The 16,814-nt window shown below is 61.5% G+C and carries 11 protein-coding genes; 3 read left to right on the top strand and 8 right to left on the bottom strand.

Annotated elements, in window-relative coordinates; genetic code table 11:
• Positions 1-5: 5 nt before the first annotated feature.
• Both I6F28_RS00290 and I6F28_RS00285 read left to right on the top strand, forming a co-directional pair.
• A complete protein-coding gene (locus I6F28_RS00290) occupies positions 6-1,112 on the top strand; it encodes an acyltransferase family protein (protein WP_036013947.1) in 1,107 nt (368 codons plus the stop codon).
• A complete protein-coding gene (locus I6F28_RS00285) occupies positions 1,109-2,200 on the top strand; it encodes an acyltransferase family protein (RefSeq protein ID WP_225138983.1) in 1,092 nt (363 codons plus the stop codon). The genes I6F28_RS00290 and I6F28_RS00285 overlap by 4 nt, the downstream gene beginning before the upstream one ends.
• Positions 2,201-2,217: 17 nt before the next feature.
• Here the strand turns inward: I6F28_RS00285 and I6F28_RS00280 are convergent, their stop codons facing one another.
• Both I6F28_RS00280 and I6F28_RS00275 read right to left on the bottom strand, forming a co-directional pair.
• Positions 2,218-3,333: a glycosyltransferase family 4 protein gene (locus tag I6F28_RS00280; RefSeq protein ID WP_225138982.1), complete on the bottom strand. Its 1,116-nt coding sequence runs from the start codon at positions 3,331-3,333 to the stop codon at positions 2,218-2,220.
• A 1-nt stretch (position 3,334) separates the two neighbouring features.
• Positions 3,335-4,168, bottom strand: a complete 834-nt coding sequence (locus I6F28_RS00275) for a polysaccharide pyruvyl transferase family protein (RefSeq protein WP_050991696.1) — start codon at positions 4,166-4,168, stop codon at positions 3,335-3,337.
• A gap of 123 nt (positions 4,169-4,291) precedes the next feature.
• Here I6F28_RS00275 and I6F28_RS00270 point away from each other — a divergent pair, with 123 nt between their 5' ends.
• A complete protein-coding gene (locus I6F28_RS00270) occupies positions 4,292-5,758 on the top strand; it encodes a lipopolysaccharide biosynthesis protein (protein WP_050995920.1) in 1,467 nt (488 codons plus the stop codon).
• Positions 5,759-5,783: 25 nt separating this feature from the next.
• Here I6F28_RS00270 and I6F28_RS00265 read toward each other — a convergent pair whose 3' ends face one another.
• The 6 genes from I6F28_RS00265 to I6F28_RS00240 form a co-directional block, all read right to left on the bottom strand.
• Positions 5,784-6,908, bottom strand: coding sequence for an acyltransferase family protein (locus I6F28_RS00265; protein ID WP_225138981.1), 1,125 nt, complete (start codon positions 6,906-6,908; stop codon positions 5,784-5,786).
• A gap of 250 nt (positions 6,909-7,158) precedes the next feature.
• Positions 7,159-11,067 (bottom strand): RHS repeat domain-containing protein, encoded by a 3,909-nt coding sequence (locus I6F28_RS00260; protein ID WP_225138980.1) that lies wholly within the window; start codon positions 11,065-11,067, stop codon positions 7,159-7,161.
• A gap of 540 nt (positions 11,068-11,607) precedes the next feature.
• Positions 11,608-12,999 (bottom strand): hypothetical protein, encoded by a 1,392-nt coding sequence (locus I6F28_RS00255; protein WP_225138979.1) that lies wholly within the window; start codon positions 12,997-12,999, stop codon positions 11,608-11,610.
• On the bottom strand, positions 12,996-14,264 hold the full coding sequence (locus I6F28_RS00250) for a glycosyltransferase family 4 protein (protein WP_036013938.1): 1,269 nt from the start codon (positions 14,262-14,264) through the stop codon (positions 12,996-12,998). Before I6F28_RS00250 ends, I6F28_RS00255 begins: the two co-directional genes overlap by 4 nt.
• Positions 14,265-14,294: 30 nt before the next feature.
• Positions 14,295-15,635 carry a hypothetical protein gene (locus I6F28_RS00245; protein ID WP_225138978.1) on the bottom strand — a complete coding sequence of 447 codons (1,341 nt, stop codon included), beginning with the start codon at positions 15,633-15,635 and terminating at the stop codon, positions 14,295-14,297.
• Positions 15,635-16,774: a glycosyltransferase gene (locus tag I6F28_RS00240; protein ID WP_225128132.1), complete on the bottom strand. Its 1,140-nt coding sequence runs from the start codon at positions 16,772-16,774 to the stop codon at positions 15,635-15,637. The genes I6F28_RS00245 and I6F28_RS00240 overlap by 1 nt, the downstream gene beginning before the upstream one ends.
• Positions 16,775-16,814: the final 40 nt, after the last annotated feature.

Raw genomic sequence — 16,814 nt, 5'->3', positions numbered from 1 at the left:
GAACAATGCATAAACGGCTCGCATTCATCGACACACTGCGCGGCATTGCCGTGCTGGCCGTCCTGGTCCAGCACGTGTTCGAGGTCATCCTGGAAAAGCACCCGACGGGTGTCTATTACGGGCCCCTCCACGACATATTCGGCTACTACATGAACTTTGGCCGGTTCGGGGTCGTGTTGTTCTTCTTCGTGAGCGGCTTCGTCATTCCGTTCAGCTTCCCGGACAGCGCCACGCCTGTGCGCGATTTTACGATCAGCCGCTTCTTCCGGCTCTATCCGGCTTATTGGACTTCGATCGTTGTCGGGCTCGTGTCGGTGCAGCTGCTGGATTCGAAGAGTTTTCCGCTGGGGCAGATCGCCGCTAACGTGACGATGTTGCAGACTTTCGTGAACGTCCCGAATCTCTGGGTGTTCTATTGGACGCTGGCGATCGAACTCTTGTTCTACGTCGGATGCACCATTCTCTTTGCGATGGGGCTGCTCAACCGGCGCTTCACGGCGGTGACCATCGTCGTTGCCGCCGCGCTGGTGGGAACCACAGCTGCACTTTTCGTTGAGAGCAGGGCAGTCTCCTCGGTGATGGAGGTCGGCTTGAACCTCTCGGCGATGTTCCTGGGCAAGATCATCCGCGACACCGTCATTGGCGGCAAGCTGCGGTGGACGCATGTGACCGTCTGCACGCTTCTGTATGCGGTCTTCGCCGCCACCCTGTCCGACCGCCGGTTCGGCGGCGTGTATCACGAGAATTTCTTCTACAGTTATTCGATCGGATCGGCCTATATCTCCGCGGCGCTTGTCTTCATCGGCTTTGCCGTGTTCGGCGAACGGATGGCCTGGCGTCCGATGGCATTCGTCGGCGTGATCAGCTATTCGGTCTATCTGATGTCGCCGTTCGCGATCGTCTACGTCCACCGCCTGGTATGGTTCGGCGACGGACCCCTCGGATGGTCGATCTTCCTGGTCGTCATCCTGGCATTGTCGATCCTCGTCAGTTGGATGACATACACGTTCATCGAGAAGCCCAGCATTTCCTTCGGGCAAAGATTCCGCTCCGCGCGAAGAAAGCCTGTCGTCCTCGAGCCAGTGCTCAGCACCCAGGGTGCCGCAGAGTGATCAAGGCACCTCACCAGCCGGGCGCCGCCTATGATGGATCGTTCCTTCCTTCGGTCCAGGGCCTTCGTGCCATCGCGGCGCTGAGCGTGCTGATGGATCATTTCTACGACATGCCGAAGGCAGGCATGTACGACATCCCGAACCCCGGATTCTTGCCGCCGATCTGGCCCTGGCTGCAATCTGTGATCAATGTCGGCGGGCACGGTGTCGAGCTGTTCTTCATGATCAGCGGCTTCCTGATCCCGGCCAGTCTGATACGCCACGGTTCGCTGTCGCGGTTCTTCTTCGACCGCGTCCTGCGCATCATGCCGGTGTTCGTCGTGCTGCATCTTGCGCTGTTCGCGATCGGGCCGATCGTGGCCTACAAGTTCTTCCGCGGGATCGATCTCACCAGCTATCTCGCGATCTTTGCGGCCAACCTGTTCTTCGTGCAGGACGCGCTCGGCCTGCCCATTGCCCAGCAGAATGCGTGGACGTTGACCTATGAGTGGGCATTCTACATCTGGTTTGCGCTGACATTCTCGATGTGGCGCGCCGGCGGCAGGCTGCTGGCTGCGCCTCTGATCCTGCTGGGCGTGGCCTGCCTGATGCGCTGGCCTATCACCGCGTTCTTCTGCATCGGGATGCTGTTCAGCGCGACGGGATTTCGCATTTCCATTCCCGGACGGCTCGGTCTGGTCGCAGGGCTCGTCTGCGGGGCCGCGCTGTATGCGAGCCTGGTGCTGTTTCATCCGTTCGTGGGCCTCATTCCCGGATTTCTGCTGTTCGCCATGGTGCTCGCCCCGGAATCAGGCCTCGGGAAGGCCCTGAGCACGCCGGCGCTCCAATATATCGGCAAGATCAGCTACAGCCTCTATCTCGTGCACCCCTTCGTGCTCTTCCCCTTGCAAGTGGTTGGCCTGAAGCTGGTTGCCGCCGGCGTCGACCGCTGGTTGCTATGGGCGGCTTTCATCGGACTCGGGCTGGTGATGTCACTGGCTGCAAGTGCGATCAGCTATGAACTGATCGAGGTCCGGCTGAGGCGCTTGCTGGACGGCGCGTTCCGCAGCACGTTCTTTCGACCGCTGAAAGTGGGGCAATCGGCATGAGAGAGCGCGTGTCGCGCTCACTTCACGGTGCGACCGGCGAGCTTGTGATAGGATCCAAGCAACCGTTCGGCAATGTGGTCCCAGTTCAGAAGGCCGGCCGCGGTCTGCCGCGCGCCGTCAGCCAACGTTGTGGCGAGTGAATTCGACGTCAGCACGCGCTCGAGTGCATCGGCGAGCGCAGTGGCATCGCCGGGAGGGACCAGGAGACCATTGACGCCGTCCGTCACGACGTCGGGAATGCCACCGGTGGCGCTGGCGACGACGGGACGCGCATTCCCATAGGCGGATGCGAGCACCCCGCTTTGTGATGCATCCTTGTAGGGCAAGGCAACCACCGTAGCAGATTGAAATAGACGTCCGGTATCCGCAGGCGAAATGTAGGCATTGATGGTCTTGACCGTCGGCATTGCCTCCATCCGGGCGCCGAGCCGTGTCATCTCGGGGCCGCGCCCGGCGACGATCGCTTCATGCGCGACGCCGCGCTGGGCCAACATGTCGATCGCGTCGATGAAAACGTCGAGGCCCTTGTAAGCCCACATCCGTCCAAAAAACAGGATGCGTCCGGATTCGGGCTCGGTGAACGAGCTTTTGTCCGGCGGAACCATCAGCACGCCGTGCATGCTGGAAACCGTCTCGCCCTTGAAGTCGGGCGAGGCGCGATGAAAATCTGCAATGCAGCTCTCGCCGTGCGTCGTGACGATCGAGGCGGCCGCACGCATGCGTCCGCGCCAGGCATCTTCACGGGGCGAGGTGCCGGAGCCGCCCTCCGAGTGCGGGATAGCATCGTGAACGGTCAGCACCAGGGGAATGCCGAGCGGACGCAGGAGCTGAATCAGCTTGGACGTGTAGATCTCGGGAACTTCGTGACAATGGATCACGTCCGGGCGGAAGGAAATTATGTCGATGAACGAGGCAGGGATGCCGATTGCGCCGCCGCGCCGCAGACTGAGGTCGCGAATCCGTGTCTCGAACGGCGCCGTCACAGCGATATCGGCAAGCTCCCATTGCTGGTTCGCGTCTTTGCGGTTGAGCACAAGCCGAACGTCGCAATGATGCGCCAGTCCCGATGCGAGCCGGTAGGAATATTCCGCAAAATGCGGCGCGTAGATGGCCACGCGAAGGCGCTTGGCCATGTTAGTTCTTTCCGCTCCAGAGGTCGATCGGGAATGCACTCATCAAGGCACGATGATCAAAGTTGAGGCGCGCAGCTCCCCCCATCTCGCGACCTTCGTCAATACTCGTCGCAAACTCGACGGCGAACCGGCCGGTGCCCTCATAATAGTCATGATACTTGAACTCGGCCTCTCCGCTGCTCAGCCGTACGTATCGAGCCGGTATCCCGAATGCCTCGGCGACGATGATGCCGTGGAGCGAGCTGGCCAGAACCAGTTCAGCTTCGAGTATGGCGTCAATTCGGCGGTTCCAGGATCCCAGCGGTGAGACCACCGTATCGGCGGCAGGGTCGACGATGTTCAAATCGTGCAAATTCGGAACAAACACCCACGGCTTCTTGGCAGTAGGGCGAAAACGATTTGGAAACAGCTGAGGAAGCAGCAACGCCGGATCTCCGAACACTTCGGGAACCGCGATGCCCCGGCGCTGCAGAACTTCCCGGGTACGGGGGCCGCGCACCGCTCGCACGTCCAAATTCTGCACGCGATGGTTGAGGTCGCCTTGGCCGGGGCGTCCGTTTACGCCGCTTCCCCAGATCACATCGCCATTTCGCGCGTAGTGGAGCACGGAGCCGATCGCGAACAAGCGCGCTTGCCGCGGCACCTCATCGGCGAGCGTATAGCCGAATTGCCGCAAGAGATGGTCAACGACAACGATCGAAAGATGATCACCGAAATTGATCGTTCCATCGTCGGGACGCCAGAAGAACAAGTCCACGTGCGGATAGGGCAGTTGATGAATAAAGTCGCAGCCGACCTCGTTGATCAGCCGTCGTAGATTGCCTCGAAAATTCATGCTGCCTCGGATGTAGCTGCTTTCTTGCCGTAGTGTCCTCGTAAACAAGGCGACTATTGGACCATAGCAGCCAATGGCTCTCGACGAATGTCGACCTAATCCCGAATTGTGACAGGCTTCCAATTGCGCCACGAGATTATCAAGCCGCGCTCGATCGTTTCGGGCGTCATTTGGTCGGCGCTCGATTCCGCGGTCGGGCAGGCGCTCACGCTCGCAATCTACATGATCATGGCGCGGCTGCTGTCGCCGCAGATTCTCGGCATCGTGGCAACGGGAGCGCTGGCGCTCGAGTTCTGCCGGGCAGTCCTGATCGAGAGCATCGCGATTGCCGTCCAGGCGCGTCCCGATCCGAAGGATGAGGATTACACTGCCTCGTTTTGGCTCATCGCGGGCCTCTCCTTGTTTGCAGCACTCGCACTGTTCGCCTCGAGCGGCGCCATCGAACGATTCTCCGGTCTTTCGGATCTTGCCATCGTTCTCAAGGGATTTTGCATCGTGGTGGCCGTGCAAGGCCTGTCACGGACGCACGAAGCCTGGCTGACGCGCAATCAACTCTTTCGATCCCTCGCCATCCGTTCGCTTTCTTCAATCTCTATCGGCGGGGCGGTAGGGATCGCGCTGGCGATACAGGGATACGGGGTCGTTGCGCTGGTCGGACAGCTCGTCTCGACTTCGTTGATCTCGCTGGTCAGCCTTTGGATCCTGACGCCCTGGCGCCCTCGGCTCCGGGTCAGCCGGCAGGCTGTTATCGATCTGCTGAGCTATGCGCGCTACGTGGCGCTGACGGGAATCACGAACTTTGCCAATGCCAATTCCGATCTGATTTTCGTCACTTGGTATACCGGCGCCGCCGGCGCGGGCTTCTACAGCCTCGCCAAGCGCCTGGTCAACGCCGTGAGTACCGTGATCGGGAATGCGTTGAACCGCGTGTTCTTTTCGACCATCGCTGGCCTCCAGCATGACCGGGAAGCATCGCGTTCGACGCTGGTCGACTTCGTCAAATACACGTCACTGCTGACAGCCCCGCTTTTCGCGGGGATAGCGGCTCTGGCGCCGGATCTCATCGTCGGTTTCTTCGGATCCAAGTGGGGCGAGGCCGCCCCTCTACTCGCGATCATGTCGATCACCGGGTTCTTGACCACAATCGGCCTCTACAATCACTCGGTTATCCTGGCATTCGGCAAACCGCACTGGCAGACTTGGCTGACGCTGATATACGCGGTTTCGAACATAGCGATCTTCATCGTCGCTGCGCCATTTGGCCTTATCGCGATCGCTGTCGGCTACGTCGTTCGCGCCTTGTTGCTGTATCCACTGTCCGCCGGAGCCTCGATGCGGATCTTGGCGCTCGGCATCAGGCCCTATGCCGCGGCGCTGATGCCGGCACTTGCGGGCTCCGCGGTGATGGCATGCGCGGTCGTTGCTGCCTCCGTTACCATGCCGGCCACGTCGCCATGGCTGCGTCTCGCGGCGCTCGTGCTGCTTGGTTCTTCGGTCTATCTTGCCGTTGTCATGGCGGTCGCCCGGCCGGCCGTGGTGCGGATATGGCAGGAAGTCTTGGGTCGTGTGCGGCGATCGTCTAAGACCTAGCCAGAATTCGGCCTGCACGCACCAGCTAGCTTGCGTTGGCCGCCTGTCTGGCCTCGGCAAGACCGAGCGGCTCGGGCTTCGGGACGCGGGCTGATCTTGCCCCGCCAGGCGCAAGCCGGTTGATCAATCTTCTAGCGGGATCTTCGACGTAGCGATATGTCACGTCGGCAACGACTGTCAGAACGATGCAGCAGACCAATGCAAACACCGGAAACATGCTTGGCTGAAGTCCGAAATAGTGCCAAGCCGGCTTGAAGAGCAGGATCAACAGCACTTCGTGCACCATGTAGATGGCATATGACGTGTTGCCGAGGCGGCCAAGCCAGTCGGAGCCGGGAAACCGCGCGAAGGCGCTTTCTCCCGTGGCTGTGACGAGGATCGCGAGAGAGAACAGTATGATTGCAAGGTCGGGCTTGGCAAAGAAGTTGAGGACCAGAACCGAGACGGCAAACAGCGCTATTCCGGCGAATGCAACCGGCTTCTTGCGATAGTCCCTTGAGAGCCTGAACAGGACGGTTAGGAGAATCCCGTTCAGGAAGCTCGGAAGCGCCCGTAACATCCCGAAATCGAAAGTTGCCCCATACATCTGAGAGCGTTTCTGCCAGATCGGCAGGTGAGCATGGGCAAGGATGCCGTAAGAGAGCGCGACGATGATCGCCAGCATCAGCGGCGAGATCCTCCCGGCCAGCAGCATGAACAATGGGAATAATAGGTAACAGAACAGCTCGGCGCTGATGGACCAAGCCGGCGAGTTGAAGCTGAGATGATCTGTGATACCCCACGCCTGCACGAGGAAGAGGTTTTGAATGAAATCCGTCCAGCTCGCGTGCGAGGTCGGACCGGATATGCCCATGAGAGCAAGGACCGCGAATATCAACAAGGTGAGCAGATGCAAGGGGTAGATTCGCGCGATCCGCCTAATGAGGAAGCGCGCATAGGAGCGCGGGCCTGTCGAGGTTGAAGGATAGGAGTAGGAAATCACGAACCCGGACAGGATGAAGAACATGTCCACGAACAGGCCATAGGACCCGTTCCAGGCCGGTGAGATGCCCTTGTCGATCAGCTTCAGGTGGAAGATGAAGACCCCGAGCGCGGCGACGAAGCGGTAGAAGTCGAGAACGACAAAACGTCTTGCTTCACTGGCTTCCATCGGGGCTCGGTTTCCTTGCACGTTTCGTCGCTCTTCTAGAGACGAATTGTGACGCAAGTTCGCAAGCGCGGCCGCCGATGGCGGCACAACCCGACGATCCCTCCGAATTCATGGGGCTCATCCAATTGCGGATGGCAGAGAGCCCTTTGCTCATCGATGAGGCAGGCGCCCGACCAACGAACGATCAGGGGCCGGGACATGGTCCCGGCCCCCAGCGACGTTGGCGCCCGTTTGGGCAGGTCTCACCGGCTCAAACGAACACGAAGTCGTGGCTGGTCAGGCTGGAGACGTAGACGTTCTTCAGCAGAATCGAGTCGGTCGCCGAGAACGTGATGAGCGCGTTCGTGCCGGACTGCGTGATCTGGAGCTGGCTGTAGTCCTCCGCCAGCAGTTTCGAGATCGCGATCGTGTCGTGCGTCGTCCCGCTGCCGGCCTGGAAGTTGAGGATCTGGTCCTGGCCGTGGTCGTACGCGATGGTCGTCGAGTTCGGCGCCGCCGAGAATACGTCATTGCCGGCCCCGCCCTGGATCGTCACGCCGCTGGCGACGGCCGTGACGTTATGGGTGCCATCGGACTTGGTCTGATCGATGAACTCGAGCGCCTTGGCGGTGTTGTAGCTCTCGTGCTGCGTGACGCCGGCCTGTCCGTTGAAGTTGAACAGGAAGACGTCCCTCGAGCCGTCGGCGTGGCTGGCGATCTCCTGGGTCTTGATGCCGGCACTGTTATAGATGTCGGTCAGCTTGCTGCCGTCATTGTTGATGACCTGGGTATAGTCCAGAGTGCCGTCGGCGTGGGTCCTTGTGATCTCGACGATCTTGCCCGAGGCATCGAGGTGCTGGTGCTGCGTCGTGTAGGACTGGCCTGTGATGTTGTAGTTCCAGTTGTCCGACGTGCCGTCGGCGTTCTTGATGTAGGCAGCGGTCTTGATACCGCCGGTGTAGACCGTGGTGGAACTGTAGCCGTCGCTCTTGGTCGTCACCTCGCTGGTGATAATTCCTTTGGCGTCATACCAGCCCGAGGTCTTGGTGCCGTCGGCGCTCTGCACAAGAGTGAATGCCAGGCTGTCGTCGGCGTGGGTCCGCACGATGTGCGTCAGGAAACCGGTGGTATCGTAGGTATCGTGCTCTTTCGTGTAGTTCTGACCGATGACGTTGAAGAGATAGACATCCCTCGAGCCGTCGGAGTGATAGTCGGTTTGTGTCTTCTTGAGGCCTGAAGCGTCGTAATTGGTCACGACGCTGCCACCGTCGCTGCCGACGACCTGGGTATAGTCGAGCGTGCCGTCGGCGTGCCAGCGGGTCACCTCCGTCGTCTTGCCGGTCGGATCGAGATGCTGGTGCTGCGTGGCATAGCTCTGCCCGGTGATGTTGTAGGTGTAATTGTCTTGGCTCAGGTCGGCATTGGTGATGTAGGCCGCAGTTTTCAGGCCGTTGGTATAGACCGTTGTCGAGCTGTAACCGTCGGCCTTCGTGATCACCTCGCTGGTGAGGACCCCCTTGGCATCGTACCAGTCCGTTGTCTTGGTTCCGTCCTTGCTCTGCACCAGCTTGAACGCCATGCTGCCGTCCGCGTGCTTCCGGATCAGCGTCGTGAGGAAGCCGGTTGCATCGTAGACATTGTGTTCGGTCGTGTAGTTCTGGCCGGTGATGTTGTAGAGGAAGACGTCCTTGCTGCCATCAGCGTGGTACTCGGATTGTTTCGTCCGTACTCCCGTCGAGTCATAGATGGTGACGACGCTGCTCCCGTCGTTGTTGACGACCTGGGTATAGTCGAGCGTGCCATCCGCGTGCTTGCGGGTGACGGACGTGACCTTGCCGGACGGATCGATGTGCTGGATCAGCGTGGTGTAGCTCTGGCCGGTGATGCCATAGGCATAATTGTCCAGACTACCGTCGGCGTTCTTGATGTAAACTTTCGTCTTGACGCCGTTGCTGTAGAGGGTTGTCGAGGCGAAGCCGTCGGCCTTTTGGACCACCTCGCTGGTGAGGCTGCCGGCGGCATTGTACCAGTTGGTCGTCTTGGTGCCGTCGGCGGTCTGCATCAGCTCGAAGGCCAGGCTGCCGTCGGCATGCAGGCGCGTCAGGGTCGTGAGGAATCCGGTCGAATCGTAGACGTCGTGCTGGGTCGTATAGTTCTGGCCCTTGATGTTGTACGTCCAGACATCCTTGCTGCGATCGGCATGGTAGGCGGTCTCGACCTGTTTCACTCCCGTGGCGCTGTACAACGTGATCACGCTGCTGCCGTCACTATTGTAGACCTGGGTCGAGTCCAGCGAGCCGTCGGCATGGCTGCGGATCACCGAAGTGACCTTCCCCGACGCGTCGAGATGCTGCACCTGGGTGGTGAAGCTCTTGCCCGTGATGTTGTAGGTATAGTTGTCCTGCGAGCCGTCCGCGTTCTTGACGTAGGCGGCTGTCTTCACGCCGTTCGTGTAGAGCGTGGTGGAGTAATAGCCGTCGGACTTCTGGACGACTTCGCTCAGCAGGGTGCCGGCCGTGTTGTAGGTGTCGGTTGTCCGGGTTGCGTCGGTTCCGACATGAACGAACTTCGTCTGCACGCCGCCGGTGTAGCTGATCACGTCCTTGGAGCCGTCGCTGTGGACGATGGTGGTCGAGGTCGGCTGTCCGCTTGAATTGAGGCCGGTGTCGGATTTCGAGAGCAGCTTGCCGCTCGAATCGTAAGTCCTCGTGCTGGTCCAGGTCGCCGCCGAGTTCGTCACCGAGAACGAATATCCGCCCTGGATCTTCGAGAGCGCGTTGCCGTAATGGGCGATCATGTAGTCCATGGTCGCCTTCGACGCGACCTGCAGGACGTGGGAGTCGGTCAGGGTGATTGTCTGCAGCGCCGTCGAGTCGCTCAGATCGGACAGTTGCGGTACGATCTCCGCAGCCGTTCCGGTGACGCTGGTCCTTGTGTCCGGGGCGGGCGGCGTGGTCGGGGGCGCGTCGATCTCGATGATCACAGGGTGATCGCTGACCGGAATGGTGATGGTGCTGACGTCGGTGTAGCTGGCGATCGCTGTGGTGCCGGTCAGCGTGTCGTACACCTTCACGGTATGATGGACGGCGCCGAGGTTCACCGTCACCGTCTGGGCCGCATTGGACAGCTCGGTATCGGTGGCATCGTTCCAGAGCTTCGGCTCGGCCCAGACGACGAGTTCGTAGGCGCCATTGCTCTTGCCGAGCACCATGCTGTTGCCGGTGGCCGGCATGTTGCTCAACGTGTAGTTCAATGGGTCAGTCGGCTGCAGGCCGCCCTTGCCGTCGTCGGCCAGAATGGTCGTCAGGTTGTGAATCGCCGTCGCGGCGAGCTTGGGCGTGCCGTCGGAATTGAACAATCCGAAATTGGCTTCCGGATTGGTGTTGGCTGCAGACGAGTCGCGGTCGAACAGCTCGTAGAGGTAAGTTGCACTCACGCCGGCCTTGTAGGCGACGACAAGCGTGTTCAGGATCGATTTGGCCTGCACCGTCTCGTTGGCGCCGAGATACTGGGTGTTGTTTTGCGTGGTGTAGCCGGTTTCCGTGATGACGACAGGCTTTCCCGGAGCCGCGGCCATGACGGCGCTCAGCGTCGCCGCAATGGAGCTGCTCGGATTGAGGCCGGTGCTGACATAAGCGTGGGCGTTGGCATAGTCGACCGAGCCCGACATGTTGCCGAGCTGGCTGTAGCCTTGCGGATCGTTGTAGGCCAGTGACAGATTGTAGACGGGGATGCTGGCGAGCGTCGCGTTGGCATTGACGGCCTGATAGAGCGCACTCTGGAACTGGGCCGCGGCCGAAAGGCTGGAGCTGCCATTGTAGCTGAAGGGCTGGTGATTGGCCTCGTTGAGCCCCTCGATGGCGGTGATGCTACCCGAATAGCTCGTCGCGAATTTTTGGAGCGAGGCGATGTAGGTCTGCAACCCGACCGTACCGGACTGGGGCAGCGCAGACGATACCAGAAAGTCGAACTTGTAGCCGGCGGCGGCCAGGCCCTCGACGACCGGCTGCGCAGCGGGGTTCGTGCCCATCGCGTCGCGGAGATGGGTGACGCCGATATATTCGAGGCTGTCGGCCATCAGCGCGAGGTTGTTGTAGCCGGTCCATCCGAAACCGGCGTGCGTGTTGACGCCGATGGAGTTGATGAAGCCGCTGGCGGACAGGATGGTTTGATCAGGCATTGCAAACTCGGGTTTCAGCGCGAACGAAATTGCTCGCAGGGATTTGCGTCGAAGCTTCTCTGTCGAGTGTGAATTTCAGATAAAAATCGAAGCTACAAATCGCGAGTGAAATGCGGTTCCTTGTGCAGGAACAGCTCGACTCGTGTTGCAGCAGAATGCTGATGCGATGCCCGTGCAGGATGGCGTGAGAATGGCGCTTTCAAGATTTCCACGATTCACGCTGCTAAATATATGCGCAAGCCGTGCGAGTTCGATCCAACGCTTCGGCTTGAGAGCGTGTCATACGAACGCGGCGGTGGGGTGCGACTCTTTCGTCTGCGTCATCGGATGGCACAGGGAGTCGGCAGATGCCATTTTCATGGGCGATCAATCTGAAAGATTTTATCGCACTGGTTGTATCCGTATTTTCCCGGATATGACCGGCTTGGTTTGATCGGGGAGGCGCAATGGTTCCGTCCAGGACCTGAATTTGAGCCGTGGCCCAACGGCTCAGTTGCTCGCCCGCTGTGTTCCGATCCGTGCCGGATGCGGCGAATTGGGCTAGCCGCGACGGGCCAGCATCAGAAAGTCACCGCGCCATCCGACGATCGCCGTTGCGAGCGCGGCGATCACGATCTTGCCGGCAAGCCATGTCGCGGGCTCGGTCGGCATCGCGCCGAGTGATCCGATCAGGACGGCGGCCACCAGCGCCTGCGCGACCAGTGACCAGCGCGGGAATGCCTCGAACCGCAGGGTCGGACCGAGCGCAAACAGAATCGCTGCCAGCGTGGCGAGGCAAGCGCAGCCGACCGCCTGGTGCGGCGACAGGCCGGCCCATGCCGCGGCCAGCGCGACAGCAGCGACGATCGCGAGCTGGCCGGCCGCAACGATCACGAGCCTCGTTGCGAGCTTCTCCAGGTGCGGAACGACCGCGACGGTCGCCTGGAGATGCGTGTGCAGGAAATAGAAGACGGCCACAACAGGTGCCGTCGTCAGGAAGCCATCAAGGCTCTCCCGCGGCACCAGGATACGGGCTGCATCCGGAATGAAGCCGACGAGACCGCCGAGCAGCACGAGGGTCGTGCAGACCATGAACTCGAACATTCGCCGCGTCGATTGCACCGACTTCATGACGGTTCCGTGCTCGAAATCCTTCACGACATCGGGATAGCTCACGGTGTGGATCGCTGCATTGAGGACCCAGAACGGGCGTTGCAGCAGGTCGAGCGCAATCGAGAATCCGGCGCCGGCGCCCGTCGCGCCCAGCCGGCCGATGATGATGAAGCGGAGCAGCACCGGCACCGAGAGATGGATGACGGACGCACCCGCCGCCAGCATGCCGTAGCGGGAGAAATCCTTCCAGTCGGCCAGCATCGTCCGCAGCGGAACGCGCTCCAGGGGGGGGCGATAGGCCACCAGCCCGGCGAGCAGGCCCAGGGCGTGGCCCGCACTGACGCCGAGCAGCGCCGCTTCCGCCGTTCCCCAAATCGCCGCACCCGCGGCGGCTCCGGTCAGAAGGGCGGTAGCGCGAAACGCCAGGAGAGAGGAGGCGACACCCAGCCGGTCGGACAGGCGGACCGACAGCAAATAGAGGTCGGTCAGGCCCTGAAGCACGGATATGCCGAGGCCCAGCGCGATGATCCCGGCCGGGAGTACGCTGGCCAGAGATGCGCAGCCGCCGACCACGACGAGCGCGCCTGCGCTCGACAGGCCCGCGGCAAAGAGCGACCACCTCAGCCGCGCCGCCTCGTTCTCCCCGGCTGCTGCCAGAAAACGCAATCCGGCGAGTTGCAGCCACTCGAACATCAGGACGCAGAGCAACTGGCTCGAGGCCAGTGCCAGCGAAAAATTGGTGTAGTCGGAGGCGGGCAACAGATGACTGATCGCGAAGATCAGGATGATCGCCGCGGCGCTCTGATAGAGGTAGCCCGCCATCGCGAAGAGGCGTGTCATCTCGGAATGAGGCGCTCCTTGCCGACGGCCCGCGGCGCTTCAGTCGTTGCTGCGCGCACGCGCGACATCCGTTGCTCGCGCAGTTGCTCGTACAGATTCTTGTAGGATGACAGCACGTCGGCAAATACCCATTTGTTGGTATCTGCGATCAGGCGCCGGCTGATCTCGTCGATCTTGTGCGGATCAGACGCGACTGCAAGCATGCTGTCGGCCAGGGATTGGGGATCGGCTTCGGTCAGCCAACCCGTCACGCCGTGCTCGATGACCTCGGGCATGCCGCCAAAGCGCGTTCCGAGCAGCGGCCTGCCGGCCGCCTTGGCATCTGCGACGACGAGTGGACCGGGGTCGTGCCAGATCGAGGGCGCGACCACCACGTCGACCTGCCTGTAGAAATCGTCCGGCGCCACGAAGCCCATGAACTCGATGCGCGCATCCGGCGCGAGCGCCTTGAGGCGGCGCTGCTCCTCCTCGCTGACCCGGCCGGCGATCATCATTCGGATGCGGTCGGGGGGCAGCATGGCAAGGGCATGCATCAGGTTGTCGATGCCCTTCTCCTCAGTGAGGCGGCCGATGAACCCGAACGTCACTTCCGTGGTGCAGACCGGGCGAGGGTAGGGCTCGCGCGGCGGCTCGGTCGAGGCGTTGCGGATCACGGTTCGGATCGGCGTCTCCGCGAACATGCCCATGTCGGTATGGATCGACAGCACGCGCTCGCTCACGCCGACCACGGCGCTCAGCCAGTGCGTCGCCCGCTTGCGATGGAAGGTCAGGATCCCGCAGCTCGTGCAGGTGTGCTCGCAAGAGCGTCCCTTGTCGAAGCGCGAGCAGCGCGGGCAGGTCAGATAATAATCGTGAAGCGTATGCAGCACCGGCACGCCGAGCTGGGCGGCGACGCGCCAGATCGCGGTGGTGAGACCCGACAAATTGTTGGAGTGCAGCACGTCCGGCTTGAAGGCCCGGATGCGTTCCGCTATCAGCGGCGCCTGCATCTGCCAGTCGTCGACCGCATGCCAGATGCTGCGCTTTACGATGTTCTTCGGCAGCGAGAAGGGCAGATGGAAGTTGCGCACCGGCGCAGAATAGACGTTGATGCCGTTGCAGCTTTCACGAGCCTGCTCGGGCGCGGATGCGCTGCGGATCACCTCGACCTCGTCTCCGCGCTGCACCAGGCCTTCGGCGAAGCGCCGCGCGAAGATCTCCGCACCGCCGACGATCTTGGGGGCCTGAGGCGTCGGATAAAGAGTGGACGTCAAAAGAACTTTCATCACTGAACCTCATGTCTTGCAAAATCGCGCTTACCGCGCCGGCCTTATCTCCAAAGCGGGCATGGCACCGTTGCTCGCTGCAATGAGAACCGGCGTGGTCGAAACCGGAATCCAGGCACCGGACGCAGGTCTTGCGGCCGAGTCGCACGGCATCGCAAAGGTTGCGCCGTCCTGATCCCCCTTGATCCGGACCTCGTAACGCCGCTCGGGAGTCTCGGACCATACCGCAACTCTGGCGCCGGACGTCGTCGTTGCATTGATCGACACGACGCCACTGGCGAGCTCGCGTTTCTCGGCGCTCAGGCTGGAGCGGATGAAAGCCCAGGCGCCCTGAACCGCGCAGGCGACGGGCTTCGGCGAATTGTCGAAACGGTAGAGCCCGAAATTGTGCTCCAGATCCGATGCGTCCTTTCCACTGTCCTTGAGTTCGTAGAACCACATTCCTTTGAGCCAACGCGCCGCGGTTGATGCCCACAAGATGAGCTGCGCACTATTGTCGGACTGGGCTTGTTCGCTGACGCCGCATTTATTGGTGGCAGCCGTGGTCCACCCCGTCTCGGTGACATAGATCGGAAAATCGGGGTTTCCGCTCGCCTGGCCGACCAGGCGGTGAAACGCCGTCAGCCTGTCGATGATTTCGGCCGAGGTGCGTTTGCTCGGGCCCATGCAGAAATTGTAGAGATGGATCGATGCGCCGTCCGCATATTGAAGAATGCCCGTCCGCAGCATCTTCTCGGTCCATGTCCAGCCCAGATCGTCGCCGAGGGCGCCGACCAGGAAGGGTGCATTCGGCGCCACCCGCTTGACTACCGGCCGCGTGACCTCGGCAAGCGCCCGATAGTTTTCCGGCGAGAACGCAGGATCTTTCTTCGCCGCCAGGTTCCATTCGTTCCAAAGCTCGAACAGCGGATGCTGCGCCACCACCGATTGCGCGGCCGCCGCCGCATAATCGGCGAACCGCTGCCGCGCCTCGTCCGTCGTCGGTGGCGAGGAATTCGGAACGAGATGATGGCCGAAGGCGAGGATCAGGAGAGGGCGCGCGACGCCGGACTTGACTTGCGCTTCGAGCCTGCCAAGTCGGGGTGTGAAGCCCATCCGGCGTCCGCCAACCTCGAACTCGGACCAGGGAAAATCATCGCGAAAGGAATTGAGACCGAGTTGCTTGATCTGGGCGACGTTTTCCGAAGGCACGTATCCGCGCGCGCTCACCGGGCCGCCCAGCCCCTGATGCGTGCCGACCCCCAGCAGGAATCGGGCATCGAGCGGTTGCGCCTGCTGTGCGCAGACCGAGACCGGCAGGAGGATGGATGCGATGAGGCTCGCGAGGCGGAGACTGTCGCGGACCAAGGTGCGTGGGAGCGGTGCAGCCATCAGAAATTCTTGGAGAGATCCGACTGCAGCGCCGCCTTCGTTGCGACGGGCGTCCGGTCGTCCTGAAGCAGCTCGACATAGACCTGCTGCAATTGCGCATGCGTCTTCTCGACGTCATAGAGCTGCTTGAAGCGGTCGTAGCCGCGCTGTCCCAGCACCTTGAGATCGAGGTCGAGTGCGCGCCGGAAACCATCCACGAGCGGCTGGACCGCGACGGGCTCGCAAAGCACGCCGGTCACGCCATCGACGACGATCTCGGGCAAAGCTCCGCTACGGAACGCAAGGATGGGCTTGGCCGCGCGCATCGCTTCCAGGGCAACGAGGCCGAAGGCTTCCCAACGTGACGGGATCACGACGAGGTCGGCGGCCTCGAGCTGGGTCTCGATGATCGGGCGGTCGAGCCAGCCCAGCAGGGACACGTTGGACGGGACGGTCGGACCTTCGTACTTGTTGACGACGGAGGCGCCGATCATGCGGACGTCCAGCACATCCTCGAGCGCGCGTGCCGCTTCGATCAGCAGATCGAACCCCTTCTGCCGGTCCAGGCGTCCGATGAACAGCACCTTGACCTTTTTGGAGGTCCAGTCAGCCGCGACGGGCTGCGGCGTGCGGCTCTTCGAGATGCCGTTGTGGACCACGGTGAGGCGGTCGGCAGGAATTCCCGCGCGCACCGCCTCGTTATACTCGTCGCTCGAGATGCAGATGATTCGGTCGGAGGTGCGCGCAAGCAGGTTCTCCGCGGACTTGGTCAGCAAATGACTGAAGCGGCCGGTCTCGCGCGAAAATGCCCAGCCGTGCGGACAATAGACGACGCGCGGTCCGCCTGAGCGGGCTGCCAGCGCGGGCCGGAGCACGAGCCCCGCCAAGGAAGAATGCAGGTGCACCACGTCCGGTCTGAAGGCATCCAGCGCTTGCATGCTCGCACGCAGCATCTGGAATAGGCCGGCGACGCTCCGGCCGGATCGTTCGAATGTTGTAATCTGGTTGTCATCGATTGCGCCAAGGTCGCCCCGATGATCCGACGGCACGACATAATGTACGTTCTCGGCACCGAAGCTGGCCTGTTGTTGAGGATGCAACTCGTTCAGATAGCTCGCGATCCCGCCACGGATCGTTTCGGCGATGTGCAGCACTTTCATCGTTTGCCTTGCGTAGGGCCGCGTTGGAGAGCCGGACATC

Origin of the sequence: Bradyrhizobium sp. NBAIM14 (assembly GCF_020193895.1) — a bacterium.
GTDB lineage: Bacteria > Pseudomonadota > Alphaproteobacteria > Rhizobiales > Xanthobacteraceae > Bradyrhizobium > Bradyrhizobium yuanmingense.
Note: the sequence above shows the minus strand (reverse complement) of the source record. Positions and strands in the feature narration are given on the sequence as shown.

Excerpts from the sequence above, each read along its gene's own strand:
- I6F28_RS00290 (WP_036013947.1), top strand. The coding sequence starts at position 6 with ATGCATAAACGGCTCGCATTCATCGACACACTGCGCGGCATTGCCGTG.
- I6F28_RS00280 (WP_225138982.1), bottom strand. The coding sequence starts at position 3,333 with ATGGCCAAGCGCCTTCGCGTGGCCATCTACGCGCCGCATTTTGCGGAA.
- I6F28_RS00275 (WP_050991696.1), bottom strand. The coding sequence starts at position 4,168 with ATGAATTTTCGAGGCAATCTACGACGGCTGATCAACGAGGTCGGCTGC.
- I6F28_RS00265 (WP_225138981.1), bottom strand. The coding sequence starts at position 6,908 with ATGGAAGCCAGTGAAGCAAGACGTTTTGTCGTTCTCGACTTCTACCGC.
- I6F28_RS00260 (WP_225138980.1), bottom strand. The coding sequence starts at position 11,067 with ATGCCTGATCAAACCATCCTGTCCGCCAGCGGCTTCATCAACTCCATC.
- I6F28_RS00255 (WP_225138979.1), bottom strand. The coding sequence starts at position 12,999 with ATGACACGCCTCTTCGCGATGGCGGGCTACCTCTATCAGAGCGCCGCG.
- I6F28_RS00250 (WP_036013938.1), bottom strand. The coding sequence starts at position 14,264 with ATGAAAGTTCTTTTGACGTCCACTCTTTATCCGACGCCTCAGGCCCCC.
- I6F28_RS00245 (WP_225138978.1), bottom strand. The coding sequence starts at position 15,635 with ATGGCTGCACCGCTCCCACGCACCTTGGTCCGCGACAGTCTCCGCCTC.
- I6F28_RS00240 (WP_225128132.1), bottom strand. The coding sequence starts at position 16,774 with ATGAAAGTGCTGCACATCGCCGAAACGATCCGTGGCGGGATCGCGAGC.